Here is a 20,235-nt window from a genome sequence, read left to right as displayed (position 1 = left end):
TCGTCAATTCGTTTCATCATGGAACTCGCAGATCAGCCGGTTGACGTGGTCGGGGCTGGTGAGCTGGGGGAAGTGACCCGCGTCGGGGATCTCCTCGTAGCGGGAGTCGGGGATCATGGCGTGCAGCAGGTGCGCGGTCTTGGCCGGGATGACGGTGTCGTACCGGCCCTGGACGATCAGCGTGCGCGCCCGGATCTCGGCCAGCCGGTCGCCCAGGTCCGGGCGTTCGGCGAACACGTCCAGGTAGCGCAGGCCCACCTGCGGGGCCATGCTCTCCGCGCGCAGCAGCAGCCGCATCAGGCCGGCGCGCCGCTTGCGCAGCCGCTTCGATCCGCTGCCCTCGACGACCCGGTCGAAGTCCTGGGTGGCCACCACCTCCAGCTTGTCGATGTCGCCGACCCGGTTGCCGATGCGGCAGGAGCTGCCGATCAGGATCAGCGACTCGGTGTCGTCCGGGTGGTCGAGCGCGTACGTCAGGGCCACCAGCCCGCCGAACGACGCCCCTGCCACGTGCGCGGGGCCGCCCGCCACGTCGTGGCAGAGCCGGGCCAGGCCGCCGAGCGACAGGTCGGCGGCGGCGGTGGTCGCGCCGACGCCCGGATGGTGCACGGACGTCACCCGGTAGCGGTGGGCCAGGCCCTTGAACTGGGCGGCGTAGACGCCGGCGCCGATGTTGAACGGGTGCATGAGCAGCAGCGGCGGTCCCGAGCCTGCGCTGAACAGTTCGACGTCGCCGTCCGGGGTGGTGAGGATCTCGTGTTCGACGTCGGGGTTGTGCTCGCGCAGGATCGCCAGGTTGGGGTTGCCGGCGTCGCCGCGGCGGGCTCCGGGTTTGCCGCGGGTTCCCCGGGGGTTGTCGGCGGCTTCGGAGGTGGTGGGGGCCAGGAGGGTGGAGAGGCGGGCGGCGGCGTCCTTGGCGTCCTCGACGCTCAGGCCGACCGGCACCGCCAGGCGCACCACGCCCTCGCGGCCGAAGTGCGGAGCGCCCCTGATGCCCGTCTCCCGGAAGATCCGTACGTGGTCGGCGTCCTTGAGCAGCACGCAGTGACCGCCGGGCGGGCCCTCCAGCGGAACGCCCGCCTCCGACAGGCCCTGCCGCAGCGCCGCGACCGCGTCCCCCCGGGCGCGCACCTGCTCGGCCACCGTCTCGCGGTCCTCCAGCGCGGCCGCGATGATCCGGCGGTTGGCCAGGCCGACGTCCCTGCCCCAGGTCTCCAGCCGTTCGGCGACCCGCTCGCGCAGCGCGTCGTCGCGGGTGGCGAGCAGGCCGCCGAACGGCACCCCGAAGTCCTTGGACAGGCTGATCGTGGCGCTGTCGGCCAGTTCGAGGATCTCGCGGACGACCTCCCACACGTCCCGGCCGTCCGCGACCGCCACGGCGTTGTCCACCACGCGGGCGCCGTCGACCACCAGCGGGACGCCGTGCCGGGCCGCGGCCTCCTTGACCGCGCGCAGGTTCGCCAGCGACGTCGGCGCGCCGCCGGCCGCGTTGTTCCCGACCTCCACGCAGACGAACGACACCGGCTCGTCCCCGGCCAGCTCCGCCCGCAACGCCTCGACGTCGACCTCCGGGCCGCCGGGGAGCTCGACCGGCTTGAAGCCGTGGTCGGCCAGGTTCAGGAACCACGTCGGGAACAGGCCGTTGTGCAGCACGCGTCCCGGCCGGCCCGGCCAGGACCGGCACAGCAGCGCCTCGGCCGCCCGGCCGGAGCCCGTCGGGACGATGCAGGGGAACGGCAGGCCCGTGATCTCCGGGTCCGGGCGGGCGGCCGACCGGTCCGTCAGCCGTCGCAGCCGTTCGGCGATCCAGGGGGCGTCCAGCTCGGCCCAGGAGTCGGTGATCAGGTCGGTGGTGACGTGGTGGGCGGGGACGCGGGCCGGCTCGCCGCCGTACCGGGCCAGCAGCTCGACCCGGGCGGGCTCGGCGTCGGCGGGCTCTTCGTTCGCAGACCCTTTTTCGGTGGGTTCGTTGTCGGTGGGTTCGTTGTCGGTGGGGGTTGTGTCGGTGGCGGGGCGGAGGTCGGGGTCGGCGATCATGAGGATGATCTCCGACACCGGCGTGCGGTCCTCCCCTTCCGGCTGGCACAGGTAGATGGGGACGTTCACCGGCCGGAACTTGTTCTTGAACTGGAAGTTCCCCTCGCCGAATATCCCCGCCGACCGCAGCTCGTCCAGCGCCTGCCGCACGTCCGGGGCGGCGTTGGCCGACTCCTCCGTCTCCACGCCGAAGCTGGCGCCGAAGCTGAACATCGAGCATCCCTCGTCCACGAGCTGCTCGATGATCTGCACGATCGCGAACTCCAGCCCGCCGAGCGGCATGCCCTTGGGGTAGAACTCGACGTCCAGCAGGTATCCGTTCTCCGACGGGATCTTCGTGATGACGACCGCGTTGGCCACCTCGTCGTCCAGGTAGGTGACGAAGACCCGGTGCCTGCGGTCCAGGCGGCCCTCCTCGATCTCCCGCCGGACGACCGACACGTACGGGTTGACCATCTGCTTGCGACCGGCCCACTCGTCCACCAGCCCGGCCAGCCTGCGGTCCATCGCGGGGTCCTCGCCCGAGCGGTACTCGGCCGTCCGGCACTCGCCCGCCTTGCAGAAACGCCGGACCATGTACCGCAGGCGTTCCATCCGCCCGCCCCTCAGCGTGAAGGACCCCAGGTCCTCCAGCCGCTGCACGGCCCCGAACGGCGTCGCGCTGTACGGCTCCCCGCCCACCTCGCGCACCGGCAGGAGGGACAGGAAGTTGGGCCGCAGGCCGCGCGCCTTCGCGTAGGCGGTGTACTCCTCGACCAGCTCGTGGAAGTACTCCTCGGAACCGGCGTAGCTCCAGGCCAGCAGGTTGCCGGCGTTCTCGGAGACGTGCAGGTAGCCCTTCCTGGCCGAGCCGATGAAGGCCAGGGGCGCGATGTCACGTCCGGCCAGGCCGCCTTCCTTGGCGTGCCGGCGGTCGATGTCGGCCACCAGGTCGCGCAGGTCCGGGTGCCGGTGCAGGTCCCGCTTCAGCAGCACGGCCGGCTCGCCGTCGCGTGCCCGCGTCTCGTGCGTGGCGAGCCCGTCCTGCTCCTGCGGGGGGTGCACGGACTCGACGCCGCGCTCGTCGTGCAGGTGCGCGGCCAGGTCGGCGAGCGTGGGATGGTCGAACAGGAGGGTCTTGCGCAGCGCGCCGACCTGCTTCTCCAGGACGCTCACCACGCGCAGCATCTCGAAGGAGGTGAGGCCGTTGTCGGCGAAGCTGCGGCGGGGGTCGAGCGGGCGCTCGGTGATCGCGCCCACCAGCTCCGCGAGCCGGCCCTCCAGGTCGGACGCCTCCTGTCGCGCGGGTTCCGGGGGCTTCCGTCGCGTGGATTCCGGAGCCTTGCGTTGTGCGGGTTCCGGGGCCTTGCGTCGCGCGGGGTCAGGGGCCGGTTTCCTGGTGGGCTTCGGGGCGGGGTCGGGTTCTCGGGTGGGGGCGGTGGATTCGGTGATGGCTGATTCCACGGCGCGGGCGAGCCGGTCCACCGTGTCGTACTCGTACAGCTCGGCTGCCTGGAGGTCGAGGGAGAAGGCGGTGTTGATCGCCTTGACCAGTTCCATCCGGAAGATGGAGTCGAGCCCCAGCTCCTCGAAGGGGGTGTCCACGTCCACGCCGTCGGGGTCGGCGTCCAGGATCGTGGAGAGCCGCTCGCGCAACATCTCCTCGACCCCGGCGGGCCCTCCGGCGGGCGCGGCCGGCGTCTCGTCCGGCCGCGTGGCCTCCGTACGCGCGGCGGGGGCGGGCGCGTCCGGCGTCCTGCCGCCCTTGGCTGCGCGCAGGCGCACCTTCCCGTCGCTGGTCCGCCGCACGGCCCCGCCGTTCCGAGCGACGGGCGGCGCGGCCGGCCCGACGGTCCCGGCGTCCGACTCGGGGGCGGTGAACCAGTGCTCGACGCGGGCGAAGGGCGGGCCGGGCAGCGAGACCCGCACCGGGCGCGGGCCCTGCCACAGCCCCTGCCAGTCCACCTCGCTGCCGGAGACCCACGCCTCGGCCAGGTCCTCCGGCCCGGTCCCCCACGGCGCCGGGGCGTCCCTGCGGGCGGTGCCCCTGTGCACGCCCGCCGGCTCGCCGCTCAGCGCCCGGACCGCCTGCTCGCGATCCGTGACCACCACGGCCAGCCGTTCGGCCAGGTGGCGGCGTCCGTTCTGGAGGGTCCAGGCGATGCGGTCGAGGCCGATCTCCGGATGTTCCCGGATGTGACGGGCGACGTCCCGCGCGTACTCCTCCAGGGCTTCGCGGCGGCCCGCCGACAGGACCAGCACCCGGGGCTCCCCTGCCGTCTCCGCCGGGATCGGCTGCCGGTACGCCTCCAGCACCACGTGCGCGTTCGTGCCGCCGAAGCCGAACGAGCTCACCCCGGCCACCCGGTCCGCCCCGTCCCACGGCGTGAGCCGCGTGTTGATGGTGAACGGGCTCCCCTCCAGCCGCACGTACGGGTTGGGCCGCTCGTAGTGGATCGACGGCGGCAGGGCCCCGTGGCGCATGCAGAGCAGCACCTTGAGCAGCCCCGCGATGCCGGCCGCCGCCTCCAGATGGCCGATGTTGGTCTTCACGGTGGCCAGGGCGACGTGCGGGACGTCCGGCGCGGGCCGCCCCCGGTCGGCGTACAGGCGGGCGAACGCCTTCTTCATGCCCTCGATCTCGATCGGGTCGCCGAGCCTGGTGCCGGTGCCGTGCGCCTCGATGTAGGTGACGCGGGAGGGGTCGACGTCCGCCTTGCGGTAGGCGTCGACCAGCACGCGCGCCTGCGCCTCGGGGTTGGGCGCGGTGAGCGAGCTGGCCCGTCCCCCGTGGTTGACCGCGCTGCCCCTGATCACGGCGAGGATCTGGTCGCCGTCCTCCAGCGCCGTCTTCAGCGGCTTGAGCAGGACGGCTCCGCAGCCCTCGCCCCGGCCGTAGCCGTCGGCGCGCTCGTCGAACGTCTTGCAGACGCCGTCCTCGCTGATCATGCCGGACTTGGCGAACGCGATGTAGAGCCCCGGGCTCAGCGTCAGGTTGACGCCGCCGGCGATGGCCGCGTCGCACTCGCCGTCCTCGATGGCGCGGACCGCGTGGTGCAGGGCGACGAGGGAGCTGGAGCAGGCGGTGTCGACCGCCTCGCTCGGGCCGCGCAGGTCCAGCAGGTGGGAGACGCGGTTGGCCAGGATGCAGTCGGCCACGCCGCTGGCCGTGTGGGCCTCGACCGGCACGCCGTACTCGCGCAGCAGGTCGTCGTAGTCGCACGCGGACACGCCCGCGAACAGGCCCGTCCTGGTGCCGGCCAGGTCGGCGGGGCGGTGGCCGGCGTCCTCGACGGCCCGCCAGACGGTCTGGAGGAACAGTCGCTGCTGCGGGTCCATCATCGCCGCCTCCTTGGGCGAGATGCCGAACAGCGCGGCGTCGAAGGAGCGGACGTCGTCGAGGAACCCGGCGCGGACGTTCGCCGTCTCGGGGTTCTCGCGCAGCTCGCGCCGGTCGTCGGGGACCGGGCGGGTGAGGTCGTGGCCCTCGGCGAGGTGGCGCCAGAAGTCGTCCAGGTCGGTGGAGCCGGGGAACAGGCCCGCCATGCCGACGATCGCGATCCCGCCCGTCACGGCCCTCTCCGTCACGGTGCTGTCTGTCGCGGTGCTGCCCGTCGCGGCCCTCTCTGTCGCGGTGCTGTCCGTCGTGGCCGGGGAGGTCCCGGCGCCGGGGGGTGGGGGCATGGTCACGGTCTCCGGCGCCGGGCCTGGCTCGGCGTCCTCCTGCCGCGCGGCAGGGGCGGCGGGAGGTTCTTCGGCTGGTCTCTCGGGAGGGCTGGGTGAGGTGTGGGCGGCGGCGAGCTCGGCCGGGTGCTCGGCGAGCAGATGCTCGCAGAACGTGGCCAGATCGGTCGCCTCGAAGAGCACGGTCGGCAGCAGGTCCAGCTTGTACCGTTCGTTCACCTGGTCCACCAGCTCGGCCATGGAGATCGAGTCGAACCCCATGTCCATCAGCTCGGCGTCGAGGTCCACGTGCTCCTCGCCCACCAGCAGGAATCCGGCCGCCGCGCGGCGCAGCTCCGCCCGGACCGCCTCGGTCAGATCGTCGTCGGGCCCGGTCGTCTCCGGCGCGGACATGGGCTCACTCATCTCCATAACCTCGGATTCGCGGGTCGCGGGCGGCTGGGAGCGTTCGGGGGCGGGCTCGGAGGGGCCTTCGACGACGGCGAAGCTCGTCTCGGCCCCGGCCAGCCCTCTGGCGAAGGCGGTCAGACCGGCGGCGGTGCTCATCGGGACGCTGCCCCAGCGGCGTGCGAACAACCGGCGGGTGGCGTCGTCCACCTTCATGCCGCCCTCCTCCCACAGCGGCCAGCCGACGGCGAGCGTCCTGCCGTGCCCGAGCCGCTCGCGCAGCTCGGCGAAGTGGTTGAGGAAGGCGTTGGCGTAGGCGTAGTCGATCTGCCCGATGTTGCCGGTCTCGGCCGCCACCGACGAGAACAGCGCCAGGAAGTCCGGCGGCTGCCCGCGCAGGGCCTCGTCGAGCAGGACGGTGCCGAGGATCTTGGGTCCCAGCACGGCCCGCGTGTCCTCGGGACGTTTGCGCACGGCCCGCGCGTCCAGGTGGATGCCGGCGGCGTGGATGACGCCGTGGAAGGGGCCGTACCGGTCGCACAGGTCGCGCAGGTCGGCGGCCGAGCAGACGTCGGCGCGCACGTACACGGCGGGCAGTCCGGCGATCCGGCGCGCGATGTCGTCGCCGGGGTCGGACCGGCCGGTCAGGACCAGCTTCGCCGCCCCGCGCTCGGCGAGGAAACGGGCGAACGCCAGCCCGATGGCCCCGGCGCCGCCGGTGATCAGGTACGTGCCGTCCTGCCGGACGTCCAGCCCGGGTGGAGGCGGCTCGTACGGTTCCATGCCCTTCAGCAGGCGGGCGCCGTCGCGGTAGGCGACCTCGGAGACCCGCTGCTCGGGGGCGGTTCCGGCGGCGGGCGCGCGCAGCTCGGCCGCGACCTGCGCCGGGGTGGCGCCGGTGACGCACACGCCGCTGAATCCGGTGTGCTCCAGGGCCAGCGTTCTCAGGGCGGCGGCCAGGGCGGTGTGGTGAGGCTCGCCGGCCTGGACGGACACCACGACCCGGAGCGGGCCGCCGTCTCGCAGGACGGCTGTGGACGTCCGGAGCAGGGCCTCGAAGGCGGCGGTCCCGGGGAACGGGTCGGACGGGGCGATCACGATCGCGTCCGGGGCCCGGCCCAGGTCGCCGACCGAACGTGCGCCCCTTGCGGCGTCCGTCGGAGATGCGTCGCCGGGGTGGAGCCGGAGGCCGCCGAGTGCTTCGGCGAGCCGGTCGTCCTCGGTGAGCACTACGAGCGCTTCTGGTTCCCGGGTTCCTTCGGGGAGTGGGGCGGGCGTCCAGAGGGGGCGCAGGTAGGTGCAACGCCCGTCAGCGGCTCCCGTCTCGCTCGGGGAGCCCTCTCCAGAGCCCGGCTCGGGGGCCGGACCGGCGGCCGTCGCGGACGTCAGCCCAGAGACGGGCTCCGGAGCCGGCGCGGCGGCCACCCCGGAGCCAGGCTCGGGGGTCGGCTCAGGGGTCCGAGCGGAGGTTGCCGTGGACAGGCTGGGGGTGGGGGTTTGGTCGGAGGTGGGGGTGGGGGTGGAGGGGAGCCAGTAGGGGCGGTGGTCGAAGGGGTAGGGCGGGAGGGTTACGCGGCGCGGGTGGGGGGCGGGCCATTTGCTGCCCCAGTTCACCCGGGCGCCCGCGACCCACCCCGCCCCGAGCCCCTCCGCGCCGTCCTCCGGCGGAGGCTGGTCGGCGCCGGTCTCCGCCGTCCCCACGAGGACGCCGTCCGCCTCGCCGTCGTCGGCGAAGGAACGCAGCCGGGCGGCGAGCTCGTCCAGGGTGGCGGCCCGGACGGCGAGCCGTTCGGGCAGCTCGGCCCGGCCCACCTGGGTGGTGTAGGCCAGTTCCGCCAGCCCGGCCCGCCCGCTCACCGCGACGTCGGCGACCCGGCCGGCCATGGCGCGGAGCTGGTCGCGGGTACGGGCCGACAGCAGGATCACCTGCTCGGCGGCGTCGGCGGGCTCGGACGGCGTCCCGGCGGTGGGCACGTACTCCTCCAGGACCACGTGCACGTTGGCCCCTCCGGCGCCGAACGAGCTGACCCCCGCGCGGCGCGGGAACGTCTCGCCGTCGAGGACGGGCCGCCGCCAGTCGGTCAGCCGGTCCGGCGGCCGGAAGGGGGACGCCGAGAAGTCGATCTTCGAGTTGGGCGTCTCCAGGTTCGCGCAGGGAGCCACCTGGCCGTGCTGGAACTGCAGCAGCACCTTCGTCAGCCCGGCGATGCCCGCCGCGCCCTCCAGGTGCCCGATGTTGGCCTTGACGGAGCCGACCAGCCGGTCCACGCCGTCCCCATCCCCGTTCCCGGCCTCGTTCCGGGGAGCGTGGGAGGTGAAGGCTCTGGTCAGGCTGGCGATCTCGATGGGGTCGCCGAGGGCGGTGCCGGTGCCGTGCGCCTCGACGTAGGAGATGGTCCGGGGGTCCAGCCCCGCCCGCCGGACCGCCTCGGAGACCAGGTCGGCCTGCGCGCTCGGATTGGGCACGGTGTATCCGGCGGTCTTGCCCCCGGCGTTGGCGAAGGCGCCCTTGATGACGCCGTAGATCCGGTCGCCGTCCGCCTCGGCGTCGGCCAGGGGCTTGAGCAGCACCGCCCCGACGCCCTCCCCCGGTACGAACCCGTCCGCCGCCTCGTCGAACACCTTGCAGGCGCCGTCGGCGGCGAGCATGTTCAGCGAGCAGAGCGCGACGAAGTGGGCGGGGTGCAGGATCAGGTTGACGCCGCCCGCGATGGCCTGCGCGCACTCGCCACGCCGCAGGCTCTCGCAGGCGAGCTGGAGGGCGGTCAGCGACGACGAGCAGGCCGAGTCGACGGCGAGGCTCGGCCCGCGCAGGTCGAAGAAGTACGACACCCGGTTGGCGATCGACCAGTACGCCGAGTGCGCCCCCGCGTACCTGCCGTCTGGCCAGCCCTCGGCCGCCGCCATGCGCCCGTAGGAGCCGTACATGGTGCCGACGAAGACGCCGGTGCTCGGCTGCCTGGTGTGCTCGCTCAGGTAGCCGGCGTCTTCGAGCAGGGTCCAGGCGGTCTCCAGGAACAGGCGTTCCTGCGGGTCGGTGATCTCGGCGTCGCGCGGCAGGATGCCGAAGAACGGCGCGTCGAACTGTTCCACGCCCTCGATGAAGCCGCCCCACTTGCTGTAGGTGCGCTGCTTGCGTCCGCGTTTGGGGTCGTACAGGGCGTCCAGGTCGAAGCGGTCCGCCTCGGTGATGCAGTTCGCGCCCTTCGCGAGGTTGCTCCAGAAGGCGTCCAGATCGGGGGAGGCCGGGTAGCGGCCGGTCATCGCGACCACGGCGATGTCGAGGGCCTGCGTGGCGGGCTCGCGTCGCGTCGCGGCCCGCGCCGGCTCCTCCCGCGCGGGCTGGTCTCCCAGGGCCGCGCGCAGGCGCTCGCCGTGCTCGCCCTCCAGGTACGCGGCCAGCTCCTCGATCGTCAGGTTCTCGAACAGGAGCGTGGACGGCAGCGGCCCGAGGTCCTGCTCGAACCGGTGGATGACGTTCTGGCTCACCAGCGAGTCGATGCCGAAGGTCTCGAACGTGGCGCGCTCGTCCAGGTCGGTCGTGCCGTACTTGAGCACCTCGGCGAACACCCGCTTGACGTAGTCGCGCGCGCCGGTGGCGGCGGTGGTGGGCGCCGTCTCGCCCACCAGGACGCACTGGTCGAGCTCCTCGACGGGCGTGCCGGGGATGCCGAGGGTGCGGGCGGGGGTGAGACCGGCCTCCCTGAACGCCCGCTGCCACTGGACCGCGCCGAGCAGCGGGCTGTGCGGCAGGCGCAGTTCCTCGTCCGTGAAGCGCCACCATCCCGGCGTCAGCCCGAACGTGAGGGTCAGGAAGTCGGCCGCCCTGGTCACCTCGTTGACCAGCAGCCGGCCGCCGGGACGCAGCAGCGCGGCGGCGTTGCGCAGCGTCCGGCCGACGTCGGCGGTGGCGTGCAGGACGTTCGTGGCCAGTACGACGTCGTAGGCCCCGGTCTCGAAGCCCTGCTCGGCCGGGTCGCGTTCCACGTCGAGGAGGGCGAGGACGAGGTCCGGGCGGCGTCCGGCGAACTCGCGCTCGCCGTGGCGCAGGAAACCGGCCGAGATGTCGGTGTAGGTGAACTCGACGTCCTGGCCTTCGAGGGCGTCCAGGACGAAACCGGTGCTGGCCCCCGTACCGGCCCCGATCTCCAGGACGCGGCGGGGGCCGCCGCGGGCGGCCTCCTCGGCGAGCAGGCGGTTGAAGTGGTCCGAGACCGCCTGCCCCTTGTAGACCTGCTCGACCAGGCTCATCGAGCCGCCGGGGAACAGCACCTCCATGGGGTCGCGCTCGCCCGCCAGCACGAAGGGCAGCGCCTCGACGCAGGCGGTCAGCAGCTTGACGTGCGGCTCCAGGTCGGGGAACCGGGCCAGCACCTCCTCCGGCGACGCCTCCCGCCCGGGCCGGTCCAGCAGGTCGAGGACGGCGGCACCCAGCCGCCGGCGGTCCTCGCGCACGTTCCCGACGGCCCTGACCCGGTCGGCCGACCGGCGCAGCAGCCCGCGGGCCAGCTCGTCCAGCTCGGCGAACGCCGCCCGCGCCCGCGCCAGCTCCCCTCCACCGCCGGTCCGGGAGTGCTCAGAAGTGAAGTCCGGGGTGCGGACGCCGATGTGGGCCAGGCCCTTCGCGTCCGCCTTGACGACGAGCGCCTGCCGCGCGCCCGACCTCAGGACGGACTCCAGCGCCGCCATACCCTCCCCGGGCTCGATCGAGCCGATGCCCAGCTCGGCGAACCGGCCGTCGTAGCCGCCTCCGGAGACCGCGCCGACGCTCCCCCAGTAGCCCCAGTTGATCACGCTCACGGGCCGGTCGCGCAGGCTCAGCGCGTAGGCGTCCTCGAACGTGCCCGCGGCCGCGTAGTTCGCCTGCCCGCCCACCTCGACGAACGAGGCCGCGGACGAGAAGTAGGCCAGGAAGTCGAGCGGCAGGCCCGCCAGCGCCTCCGCGAAGACGGCGGCACCGGCGACCTTGGGCGAGAGCACCTGGGTGAACGCGTCGTCGTCCATGTTGGCGAGCGTCATGTCGCGCAGCACCAGAGCGGCGTGGAAGGCGCCGTGGAGCTCGCCGAACCGCTCCCGCGCGGCCTCGACGGCCCCGGCGAACGCGGTCCGGTCGGCCACGTCGGCCCGCAGGTACACGGCCCGCCCGCCGAGCGACTCGATCTCGGCGAGCTGCTCGCGGATCTCCTGAGTGATCGCCCGCCGTCCGACCAGCGCCAGCCGTGCTCCCACGGTGGCGGCCAGATGCCTGCTCAAGGTGCGTCCGAGCCCGCCGGTCCCGCCCACGATCAGGTACGCCCCGCCGTCCCGGTACGGCCCGTCGCCCTCGGCGGGCAGGGGCAGGGGTTCCAGGGTGCGGACGTGGCGGTGGCCGTCGCGGAGGGCGACCAGCTCGTCGGCGCAGCTCTCGGCGCGTACCAGGCGGGCGAGGTCGGCGGGCGGCCATGGCCCGGTGCCGACGTCGATGGTGGCGACCGTCCAGTGCGGGTGCTCGGCGGCCAGAGCCCTGGTCAGGCCGATCACGCCGGCCGCGTGCGGGACGATCTCCTCGTCCCCGGCCCGCACGGCTCCGGCGACGACCACCTTCACCGTGGGCGTCCACCCGCCCCGGCCTCGCTCGGAGAGCCGCTTGACCAGGCGGAAGACGTCGTGGGTGGTGGGGTCGTCGGCGGGCGGGCCGTCCGGGCCGGTCAGGGCGAGGACGTACACCGTGTCGTACCGTCCCTCCGGCGGGGCGGGCGGGGCCAGCGGCGCCAGGCGGCCGTCCTCGTGCTCGTCCAGCAGGGCGCGGGCCAGCGGTTCGGCGGCCGGGGTGTGCAGGACGAGCGCCCGTCCGCCACCGGCCTCCGCGGAGGCGACGGCGGGTCGCGTCCTGTGCCAGACCGGGGCGAAGGTCATGCCCTCCGCCGACGGACGAGCCGGTCGGGCCGGTCGGGTCCGCAGGACGACCCCGCGGAACTCCGCCCTGACCTGCCCTTCGGCGTCGGCGAGGCGGACCGTGTAGCCGTCCCGGCCCTCGTCGGTGACGTGGGCGTAGGAGGGGCCGGTGATCGGGCCGTCCAGCTCGGCCGACTCCACGCTGAACGGCATCGCGGGCTCGCCGCCCTCGGGACGCAGCGCCGCGACGGTCTGGAGGGCGCCGTCCAGGAGCACCTCCCAGCGAGCGCCGTCGCGCAGCACGCCGAGCGCCTCGCCGTCGCCGACGCGGACCTCGCGCAGCACCCGGAACCCGGGCCCGTAGTGCAGCCCGGCACGGTCGAAGGCGCGGTAGAGGTCGTCGGCCGATCGACTGTCCGCGCAGCGCGCCCCGATCGCCGCGACGTCCAGCGGGCGCAGTGCGCCGTCGCCGGTCCGCAGGGTGCCGCGCGCGTGCCCGTCCAGCTCGAAGCCGCCGTCGTCGTGGACGACCACGTCCAGGGGACGGGCCTCGCGCACCTCGAACGGGCGCAGCCACCGTACCCGCTCGAACCGCACCGGACCGGACAGCCCGCCGCGCTCGGCGGCGATCGTCAGGAAGGCCACGCCGGGCAGCACGGGGGTGTCGCCGATCCGGTGGTCGGCGACCAGCAGGTCGTCGGGGCGGATCCGCGTGTCTCCGGTGGGCGGGGTCGGGTGGCCGTCGCGGCCCACCCAGTGGCGCCGGTCGTCCGCGAACGGGTGTCCGGGCAGCGGCACCCGCCGTCCGCCCGCCGTCAGGTCGTCCCAGTCGTCCCAGGAGAGGTCGTCGCCGCCGGTGTACCGCGCGGCGAGGCGTCCCGCCTCGCCGGATGCCGGGCGGGCGCCGTCGCGCAACTGGCCGCGCAGGTCCGCGAGATCCCCGGCGACGTACGCGCACCGGGCCCCCGCCAGGTGCGCCCGGCCCACGGCGAGCGTACGGGCGACGTCGCGCACGTCCAGCTCCGGGTGGGCGTCGAGGTGGCCGGCCAGGCCGGTGCGCAGCCGCGCCAAGGTGCTCTCGTCCGGGGCCGACAGGGGCACGACGACGTCCTCGCGCCCGCCGGCACGCGGTTCGCGGGAGGGCGCCTCGGCGACCACGACGTGGCAGTTCGTCCCGCTGAAGCCGAAGCTGCTCACGGCCGCCACCCGCTCGCGCGAGCCGCCGGCCGTCCAGGGCGACAGCTCGGTGACCACTTCGAGCGCGCCGTCCGCGAAGTCGATCTTCGGGTTGGCCCGGGTGAACCCCGGTGACGGCGGCAGCTGCCGGTGCCGCAACGCCAGCAGCGTCTTGAGCAGCCCGCCGATCCCGGCCGCCATGGTGGTGTGGCCCACGTTCGCCTTGAGCGACCCGATGCGGCACGGGCGCTCCCGGTCCGCGCCGAACACCTTCGCCAGTGCCTTGACCTCGATCGGGTCGCCCAGCTCCGTCCCGGTGCCGTGCGTCTCGACGTAGTCGACCGCGCCGGGGCCGATCCCGGCCCGCCGGTGCACCTCGGTGAGCAGTTCTGCCTGGGAGGAGGCGCTGGGGGCGGTGATGCCGTTGCTCGCGCCGTCGCCGTTGACGCCGCTGGCCCGGATGACGCCGTGGACGTGGTCGCCGTCCGCCAGCGCCCGGTCCAGGCGCTTCAGCACGACCACGCCGACGCCCTCGCCCAGCACGATGCCGTCGGCCGACTCGTCGAAGGGCGCGCACGTCCCGGTGGGCGAGAGCATCCCGGCCTTGCTGCACCAGATGTGCATCCTCGGGGTGTTCATCACCGCCACCCCACCCGCGATCGCCGCCTCGCACTCGCCGCGCCGGATGCTCTCGCAGGCCAGGTGCACGGCCACCAGCGAGGACGAGCACGCGGTGTCCACGGCCATGGTCGGCCCGCCGAAGTCCAGCAGGTACGCGATCCGCGCGGGCAGCACCGACGAGGCGTTGCCGAGGAAGGCGTGCCCGGTGTCGTCGCGGCCGGCCGCCGCGAGCAGGCTCGCGTAGTCGCCGGCGCCGCAGCCGACGAAGCAGCCCCACGGTCTGCGGCCGGACCTGCCCGCGTAACCGGCGTCCTCCAGGGCGTGCCACGCCTCCTGGAGGAACAGCCGCTGCTGCGGGTCCATCGTCTCGGCCTCCAGCGGCGAGATGTTGAAGAAGCCCGCGTCGAAGGCGTCGACATCGGTCAGCATGGCGGCCCATTTGCTGTACGTCCGGCCGGGCGCCATGCGGTCGGCGTCGTACACCCGCGAGACGTCGAACCGCTCGGGCGGGACCTCGCGGATGCTGCACCGGCCGTCCGCCAGGTTCCGCCAGAACGCCTGGAGGTCGGGCGCGTCGGGGTAGCGTCCGGCCATGCCGATGACGGCGATGTCCTCCTCGCGGGCGGCGGGCTTCTCGGGCTTCCCGGTGGGCCGCACCGCCTCCAGGGTGATCGTGCCGGTGCGCTCGGGGGGCTCCTCCGCCACGGGTTCCGGCTTCGCGCGGTCGCCGTCGAGCGAGGGCAGCCGGACCCGTCCCGCCTGGTCCGGGGTGGGTTGCTCGGGGACCAGGGGGCGCTCCTGCGGGGTCTCCTGTTCGGGGGCCGGACGCGGTGGGGGCACGGTGAGGCGGTCGGCGGCCACGGCGTCCCGGACGGCCTCCACCAGCGCGGGGACGGTCGGATGGTCGTAGACGGCGACGGAGTCCAGGTCCAGCCCGAAGCTGCGGTTCAGGTCCCGGACGATCTCCACGGCCCCGATCGAGTCCAGCCCCATCTCGCTGAAGCTCAGCGAGTCGTCCACCTCGTGGGCCTGGAGGTAGAGGTGGCTCATGAGGGTGCCCTCGATGACCCGCCGCACCTCCCCCGGCTCGGGGCCGCCCTCGGGGGCCGCCGGGTCGGCAGGCGTGGCCGGGTCGGAGGGCGTGGCCGGGTCGGAGGGCGTGGCCGGGGTGACGGCTGCGGCCTTGGGGGGCGCCGGGGTGACGGCTGCGGCCTTGGGGGGCGCTGGTTCGGCGGGGGTGGTCGGTTCGGTGGGTGCGGCCTCGGGGGTGGCGGCCGTCGGAGAGGTGCCCTTGAAGGTGTCCACCTTGGCGAAGTAGTCGTCGACCCGGGCCAGCGACTCCTGCCCGAGCACGCGCTCGTGCATCCCCGACTCCCCCGCGATGACGCCGGGCAGCCGGTCGAGCACCCGTCCGGCCAGCTCGGACTTGAGCGCCCGCAGGGCGGGCAGCGGCAGCGCGGCGATCGAGCGGGCGTGCCTGAGCGCCGCCTTCAGCACGGCGGCCTGCGGCAGGACGGTCACCCCCGCCCCCCGCCGGGCCAGCTCCTCACCCGTGACGGAACGGCCGGTGTAGAGCATCTCGTGCGCCGCCGACCGGCCGAGCCGCTCTTCGAGGATGTACGTCGCGCCCATCCCCGGCGTGAAGCCGAACTTCATGAAGTTGGCGCTGTAGACCCCTTCGGCCGCCATGACGACGAGGTCGGCGAACAGCCCGAAGGCCAGCCCGCCGCCCGACGCGTGCCCCTGGACGGCGGCGATGACCGGCCGGTCGCACCGCAGCAGGCCCTCGTACAGGAAGGGCACGTCCGTGAAGCGACCCTGGCCGCCGGCGAGCGTGCGCAGCGCCTCCGGGGTGGCGCCCATGCTGAAGACGTTGCCGCTGCCGGTGAGCACGACCGCCTTGACGTCCTCGCGCCGGGCGATCTCGGCGAACGCGGCCTGGAGGTCGTCGATGAGCTCCCGGGTGAACATGGACGCCCCGGACCCCATCACCACCAGCGCCACCCCTTCGGGCAGCACCTCGAACCGCACCCCTTCGCCGTCCGGCACGAGCTCCACGGCCTCCTCCTCCGGCATGTCCACGGCGAGCGGCCCGACGGGCGTGATGGCGGGCGTGTCCGGCGAGGGCGAGGTGGCGGGCGCTTCCACAGCGGGTGTGGCGCCCAGGGGCGCGGCAGGCGTGGTGGAGCGTTGCCAGCGGCCGAGCCAGCAGCTCTCCTCCTGGAACGGGTAGACCGGCGCAGGCATCAGCCGCCCGCCGTCGTGGCACTCGCGCCACGGCACCTCGGCTCCCGAGGCCCAGGCCGCCGCCACCTCCTCCAGCCGTCCGGCCCGGAACAGCCGGACGCAGTCGTCCGCCGACGGCGTCCCGTCCCCGCCGCCGGTCGAGGAGCCGGTCGAGGAGCCGGTGAAGGAGCCTGGGCCGGGGGTCTCGCCTCGCGCGTACGCCTCCAGCCCGGCCCGCAGCCCGGCCAGGTCGTCCACGACGAGCGCCAGCCGCTCCGCCATGCCGGTACGTCCGACCTGCGAGGTGTAGGCGAGGTCGGCCAGGTCCGTTCCGGGGTCGGCCAGGTCGGCGACGGTGTCGTCCAGCGAGAGCCCGCGCCCGAGCTGGATCAGCGCGGCCGGGTCGAGGCCGAGGTCGCCCAGCGAGTCGGCCGGGTCGAGCTGGTCGGCGGGGATGCCGAGCAGCGCGGCCACCCGTTCCGCGCCGCCCGGGGACCGTCCCTCCGACGGGAACCCCGGAGAATCGGCCTCCGCCAGGAAGCCGGTCCAGGCGCGGGCGTAGTCGCGCAGCGCCTCCGGCGTACGGGCGGAGAGCACGAACAGGCAGGGCCCGCCCGCGCCCGGCCCGGGGGCGGGCTCCGGGGCCTCCTCGACCAGGACGTGCGCGTTCGTGCCGCCCGCGCCGAACGCGCTGACCCCGGCCCGCCGGGGCGTGCCGGCAGCGCGGGGCCAGGGTTCCAGCGCGCGCTGCACGTGGAAGGGCGTGGCGTCGAAGTCGATCTTCGGGTTCAGCTCCTCCGCGTGCAGGGACGGCACCAGCCGCCCGTGCCGGAGCTGGAGCAGCACCTTGGTGAGCCCGGCGATCCCGGCGGCGCCCTCCAGGTGGCCGATGTTGGACTTGACCGAGCCGATCGCGCAGTCCGCGTCCTGCGGCAGGGCCTGGCGCATGCCCTCGACCTCGATCGGGTCGCCGAGCGAGGTGCCGGTGCCGTGCGCCTCGATGTAGCCGATGCTCGCCGGATCCCAGCCGGACCTGCGGATCGCCGTGCCGATGAGCGCGGCCTGCGAGCGCGGGCTCGGGACCGTGGCCCCGCTCGTCCTGCCGGTGTGGTTGACGGCGGTGGCGGCGATGACGCCGTAGATGTGGTCGCCGTCCGCCCTGGCCCGCGAGAGCGGCCTGAGCAGGACGGCCCCGACGCCCTCGCCGGGGACGTACCCGCTGCCGCCCGCGCCGAAGGCGCGGCACCGGCCGTCCTCCGACAGCCAGCGTCCCTGGGCGAGCTGCAGGTACTTCTGCGGATGGACGGTCGCGTTCACGCCGCCGGCCAGGGCGAGGTCGCACTCGCCGCGCCGCAGGCTCTCGACGGCCAGGTGCACGGCGGTCAGCGAGGAGGAGCAGGCGGTGTCCAGCGCGATGCTCGGGCCGTGGAGGTCGAGGGTGTAGGAGACGCGGTTGGCGATGGAGGCGTGCATGGCCGTGGGGGCGACGCCGCCCTCCCCGCCCTCGACGAGCTGGTAGTGGTTCCACATGACGCCCGCGAACACGCCGACGCTGTGCGCCGACAGCGACTCCGGCGGGTGGCCGGCGTCCTCCAGGGCGTGCCAGCAGGTCTGGAGGAACAGCCGTTCCTGCGGGTCCATGCGTTCGGCGTCGCGGCGGGAGATGCCGAAGAAGGCGGGGTCGAAGCGGTCGACGCCGTCGAGGAAGCCGCCCCATTTGCCGTACGTCCTGCCCCGGGCGCCCTTCTCGGGGTCGTAGATCTCGTCGTGGTTCCAGCGGCCGTCCGGGATCTCCTCGATGCAGTCGCGTCCCTCGGCCAGGTTGCGCCAGAAGGTGCGCAGGTCGGGGGCCTGGGGGTAGCGCCCGGCCAGCCCGACCACCGCGATGGGCTCCTCGACGCGTGCTTCCCGCTCCTCGGTGTACGCCACGGAAGACGCAGGCCGGGGGGCCGGTCGCGGTGGCGCGGCGGGCAGCAGGTCCGGGATGCGGCCGGGGTCGCCGTGCAGCACCGTCAGGACGTCCCCGGTCCCGCTCAGGGCGCGGTCGAGCACGTCGAGGGCGGCCTCGGTGGGCAGCGGGACCATCCCGGTGGCCGTACGGGAGCGCTCGACCGTCTCCGGCCCGACCCGCATCCCGCCCTCGGCCCAGTACGGCCACGCGACCGCCAGGGTCCGGCCCGGCCGGTCCCCCCGGGCCGCCCGCCGGCGCGCGAACTCCTCCAGGTACGCGTTGGCGAACGCGTAGTCGGCCTGCCCCGGGTTGGCCAGGGACGCCGACACCGACGAGAACACCACGAAACAGTCCAGGTCGTCGTCCTTGGTGGCGGCGTCCAGGTGGCGGGCGCTGAGGGCCTTGGCCGCCACCACGGCCTCGATGTCGGCGGCCCGCTTGCCCGGGTAGAGCCCGTCGCGGTTGACCCCCGCGCAGTGGAAGACGCCGTCGATGCGGCCGTGGCGCTCCCGGACCGTGGCGAGGGCGCGTTCGACCTGGTCCGGGTCGGTCAGGTCGGCGGAGATCTCCGCGTTCCTGCTGACGGGCACGGCCCTGGCCTGGTGGCGGCGTTCCAGGTGCTCGGCGAGGACGCGGCCGATCCCACCCGTCCCGCCGGCGATCACGTACACGCCGCCCTTCCTGACCGGGACGGCTCCGCCGCCCTCGGAGGGCTCGGCCGGGAGCCAGCGGCGCACCAGGCGTTCGCCCCGCCGGTAGCGGATCTCGGGCTCGGCGGAGGCGTCCCGCAGCGGGTCGGCCTGGGCTGAGGTGGGGGCGGCGGCGGTGTCCAGGCGGATGCTGCGGCAGCGGATCAGCGGGGTCTCGGCGGTGATCGTCCGGGCCAGCGCGCCGACGGCCTCGTGGGCGGGGTCGTCGCCGGTGTGCGCGTACGTGAGGGTGACCGGCCGCTCCGGCTTCGCGTCGAGGACGGCCTTCGCGGTCTCCCAGACGGCCAGGCACGGGTCGGCGGGCTCTCCGGGCGTGGCCCGGATGAGGAGGTGCCGGGAGCCGTCGTACCGGGCGCCGGGGGTGATCTCGCGGTACTCGCCGGGGTCGTCGCCGTCCTGCGGCAGCGGCACCCAGACGTCGCGGAAGCACAACGTCTCGCCCGGCCCCGACGCCGGCTCCGGCGATGGCTCCGGCTGTTCCAGGGTGAGGTCGTAGGCGGAGGAGAGGTGGGCGGCGAGGCTGTCGATGTCGCCGTACTCGAAGAGCAGCGTCGGGTAGAGCCGCCGCCCGACGATCTTCTCCAGCCGCTCGCCGATGTCCACGAGCGTGACGGAGTCCAGGCCGAGGTCGTAGAAGCCGGTGCCGGTGGGCACGTTGCCGGGCGAGCGGCCGAGCGGCCCGGCCACGAGCTCGCGCAGGCGTCCGACCAGGTCGCCGGAGCCGTTGCGGCCGGTGGCGGGCGGCTCCGGACGTCCGGGGTCGCCGAGCAGCCGCTCGATCAGCCGGGGCGACCTGATGCGCTTGCACGACAGCCCGCCGAACCCGGCGACGAAGTGTCCCCGCTCGTCATAGAGGCCGAAGTCGTTGGTGATCACGTCGCCGGACGGCGCGATGGTCTCCGGACTCGGCGCGTACACGTGGAAGGCCGCGTCGAGCCGCCGGGGCGCGCGGAACTCGGCGATGTAGACGGGGATGAACGGCTCCTGCCCCGACGCCTGGGTCTGGCCCAGCCCGGCGAGCGTGGCCGCGTCCAGGCGGGCGGGGTGCAGGTGGAAGCCTTCGTGGCCGGGGGCGGGCGACTCCTGCCGCAGCTCGGCGAGCAGGTAGCCGTCGCCGTGGTGCAGCCGGCCGGTGCACTTCATGGGCTCGCCGTGGCTGATGTCCTCGGCCCTGGCGCGGGCGTACAGGTCCTCCATGTCGCCCTGCCGCCGCGCGCCCCGGCGGAGGGCGTCCAGGTCGATCGGGGCGGGCGCGGGGGTGCTCGGCGTGCCCACCTTGCCGGTGAGGTTGCGCCGCCAGTCGGACAGCGGCTGCCCGTCCCTGCTCCAGCGGCTCTCCGCCCGCACGTCCTCGCCCTCGACGGTGACGCGGATCTCGCGGTCGGCCTCCGGCTTGGTGACGATCGCCTCGGTGAACAGCACCTCGCGCAGGACGATCTCACCGGGGTCGCGCCCGGTCGCCATCAGCGTGCGGAACACGAGATCGAGGAACGTCACCCCGGGCATCACGGAGACGTCGTGCACCCGGTGGTTCCGCATGATGAAGTCGGTGTGCTTCAGCGTGGTGTGACACTCGATCGCGGGCATGGA

1 protein-coding gene is annotated in these 20,235 nt (G+C 74.4%); it reads right to left on the bottom strand.

From position 1 onward, the window contains the following. Nucleotides 1-3: 3 nt before the first annotated feature. Complete coding sequence (locus AB0J97_RS27560) at nucleotides 4-20,232, bottom strand: SDR family NAD(P)-dependent oxidoreductase (protein WP_364093385.1); 20,229 nt, start codon at nucleotides 20,230-20,232, stop codon at nucleotides 4-6. Nucleotides 20,233-20,235: the final 3 nt, after the last annotated feature.

It is taken from the genome of Nonomuraea sp. NPDC049607 (genome assembly GCF_040675375.1).
GTDB lineage: Bacteria > Actinomycetota > Actinomycetes > Streptosporangiales > Streptosporangiaceae > Nonomuraea.
This window is presented reverse-complemented; position numbering and strand designations above follow the sequence as displayed.

What these genes read in the sequence shown, in the direction of transcription:
- AB0J97_RS27560 (WP_364093385.1), bottom strand. Translation starts at nt 20,232, where the DNA reads ATGCCCGCGATCGAGTGTCACACCACGCTGAAGCACACCGACTTCATC.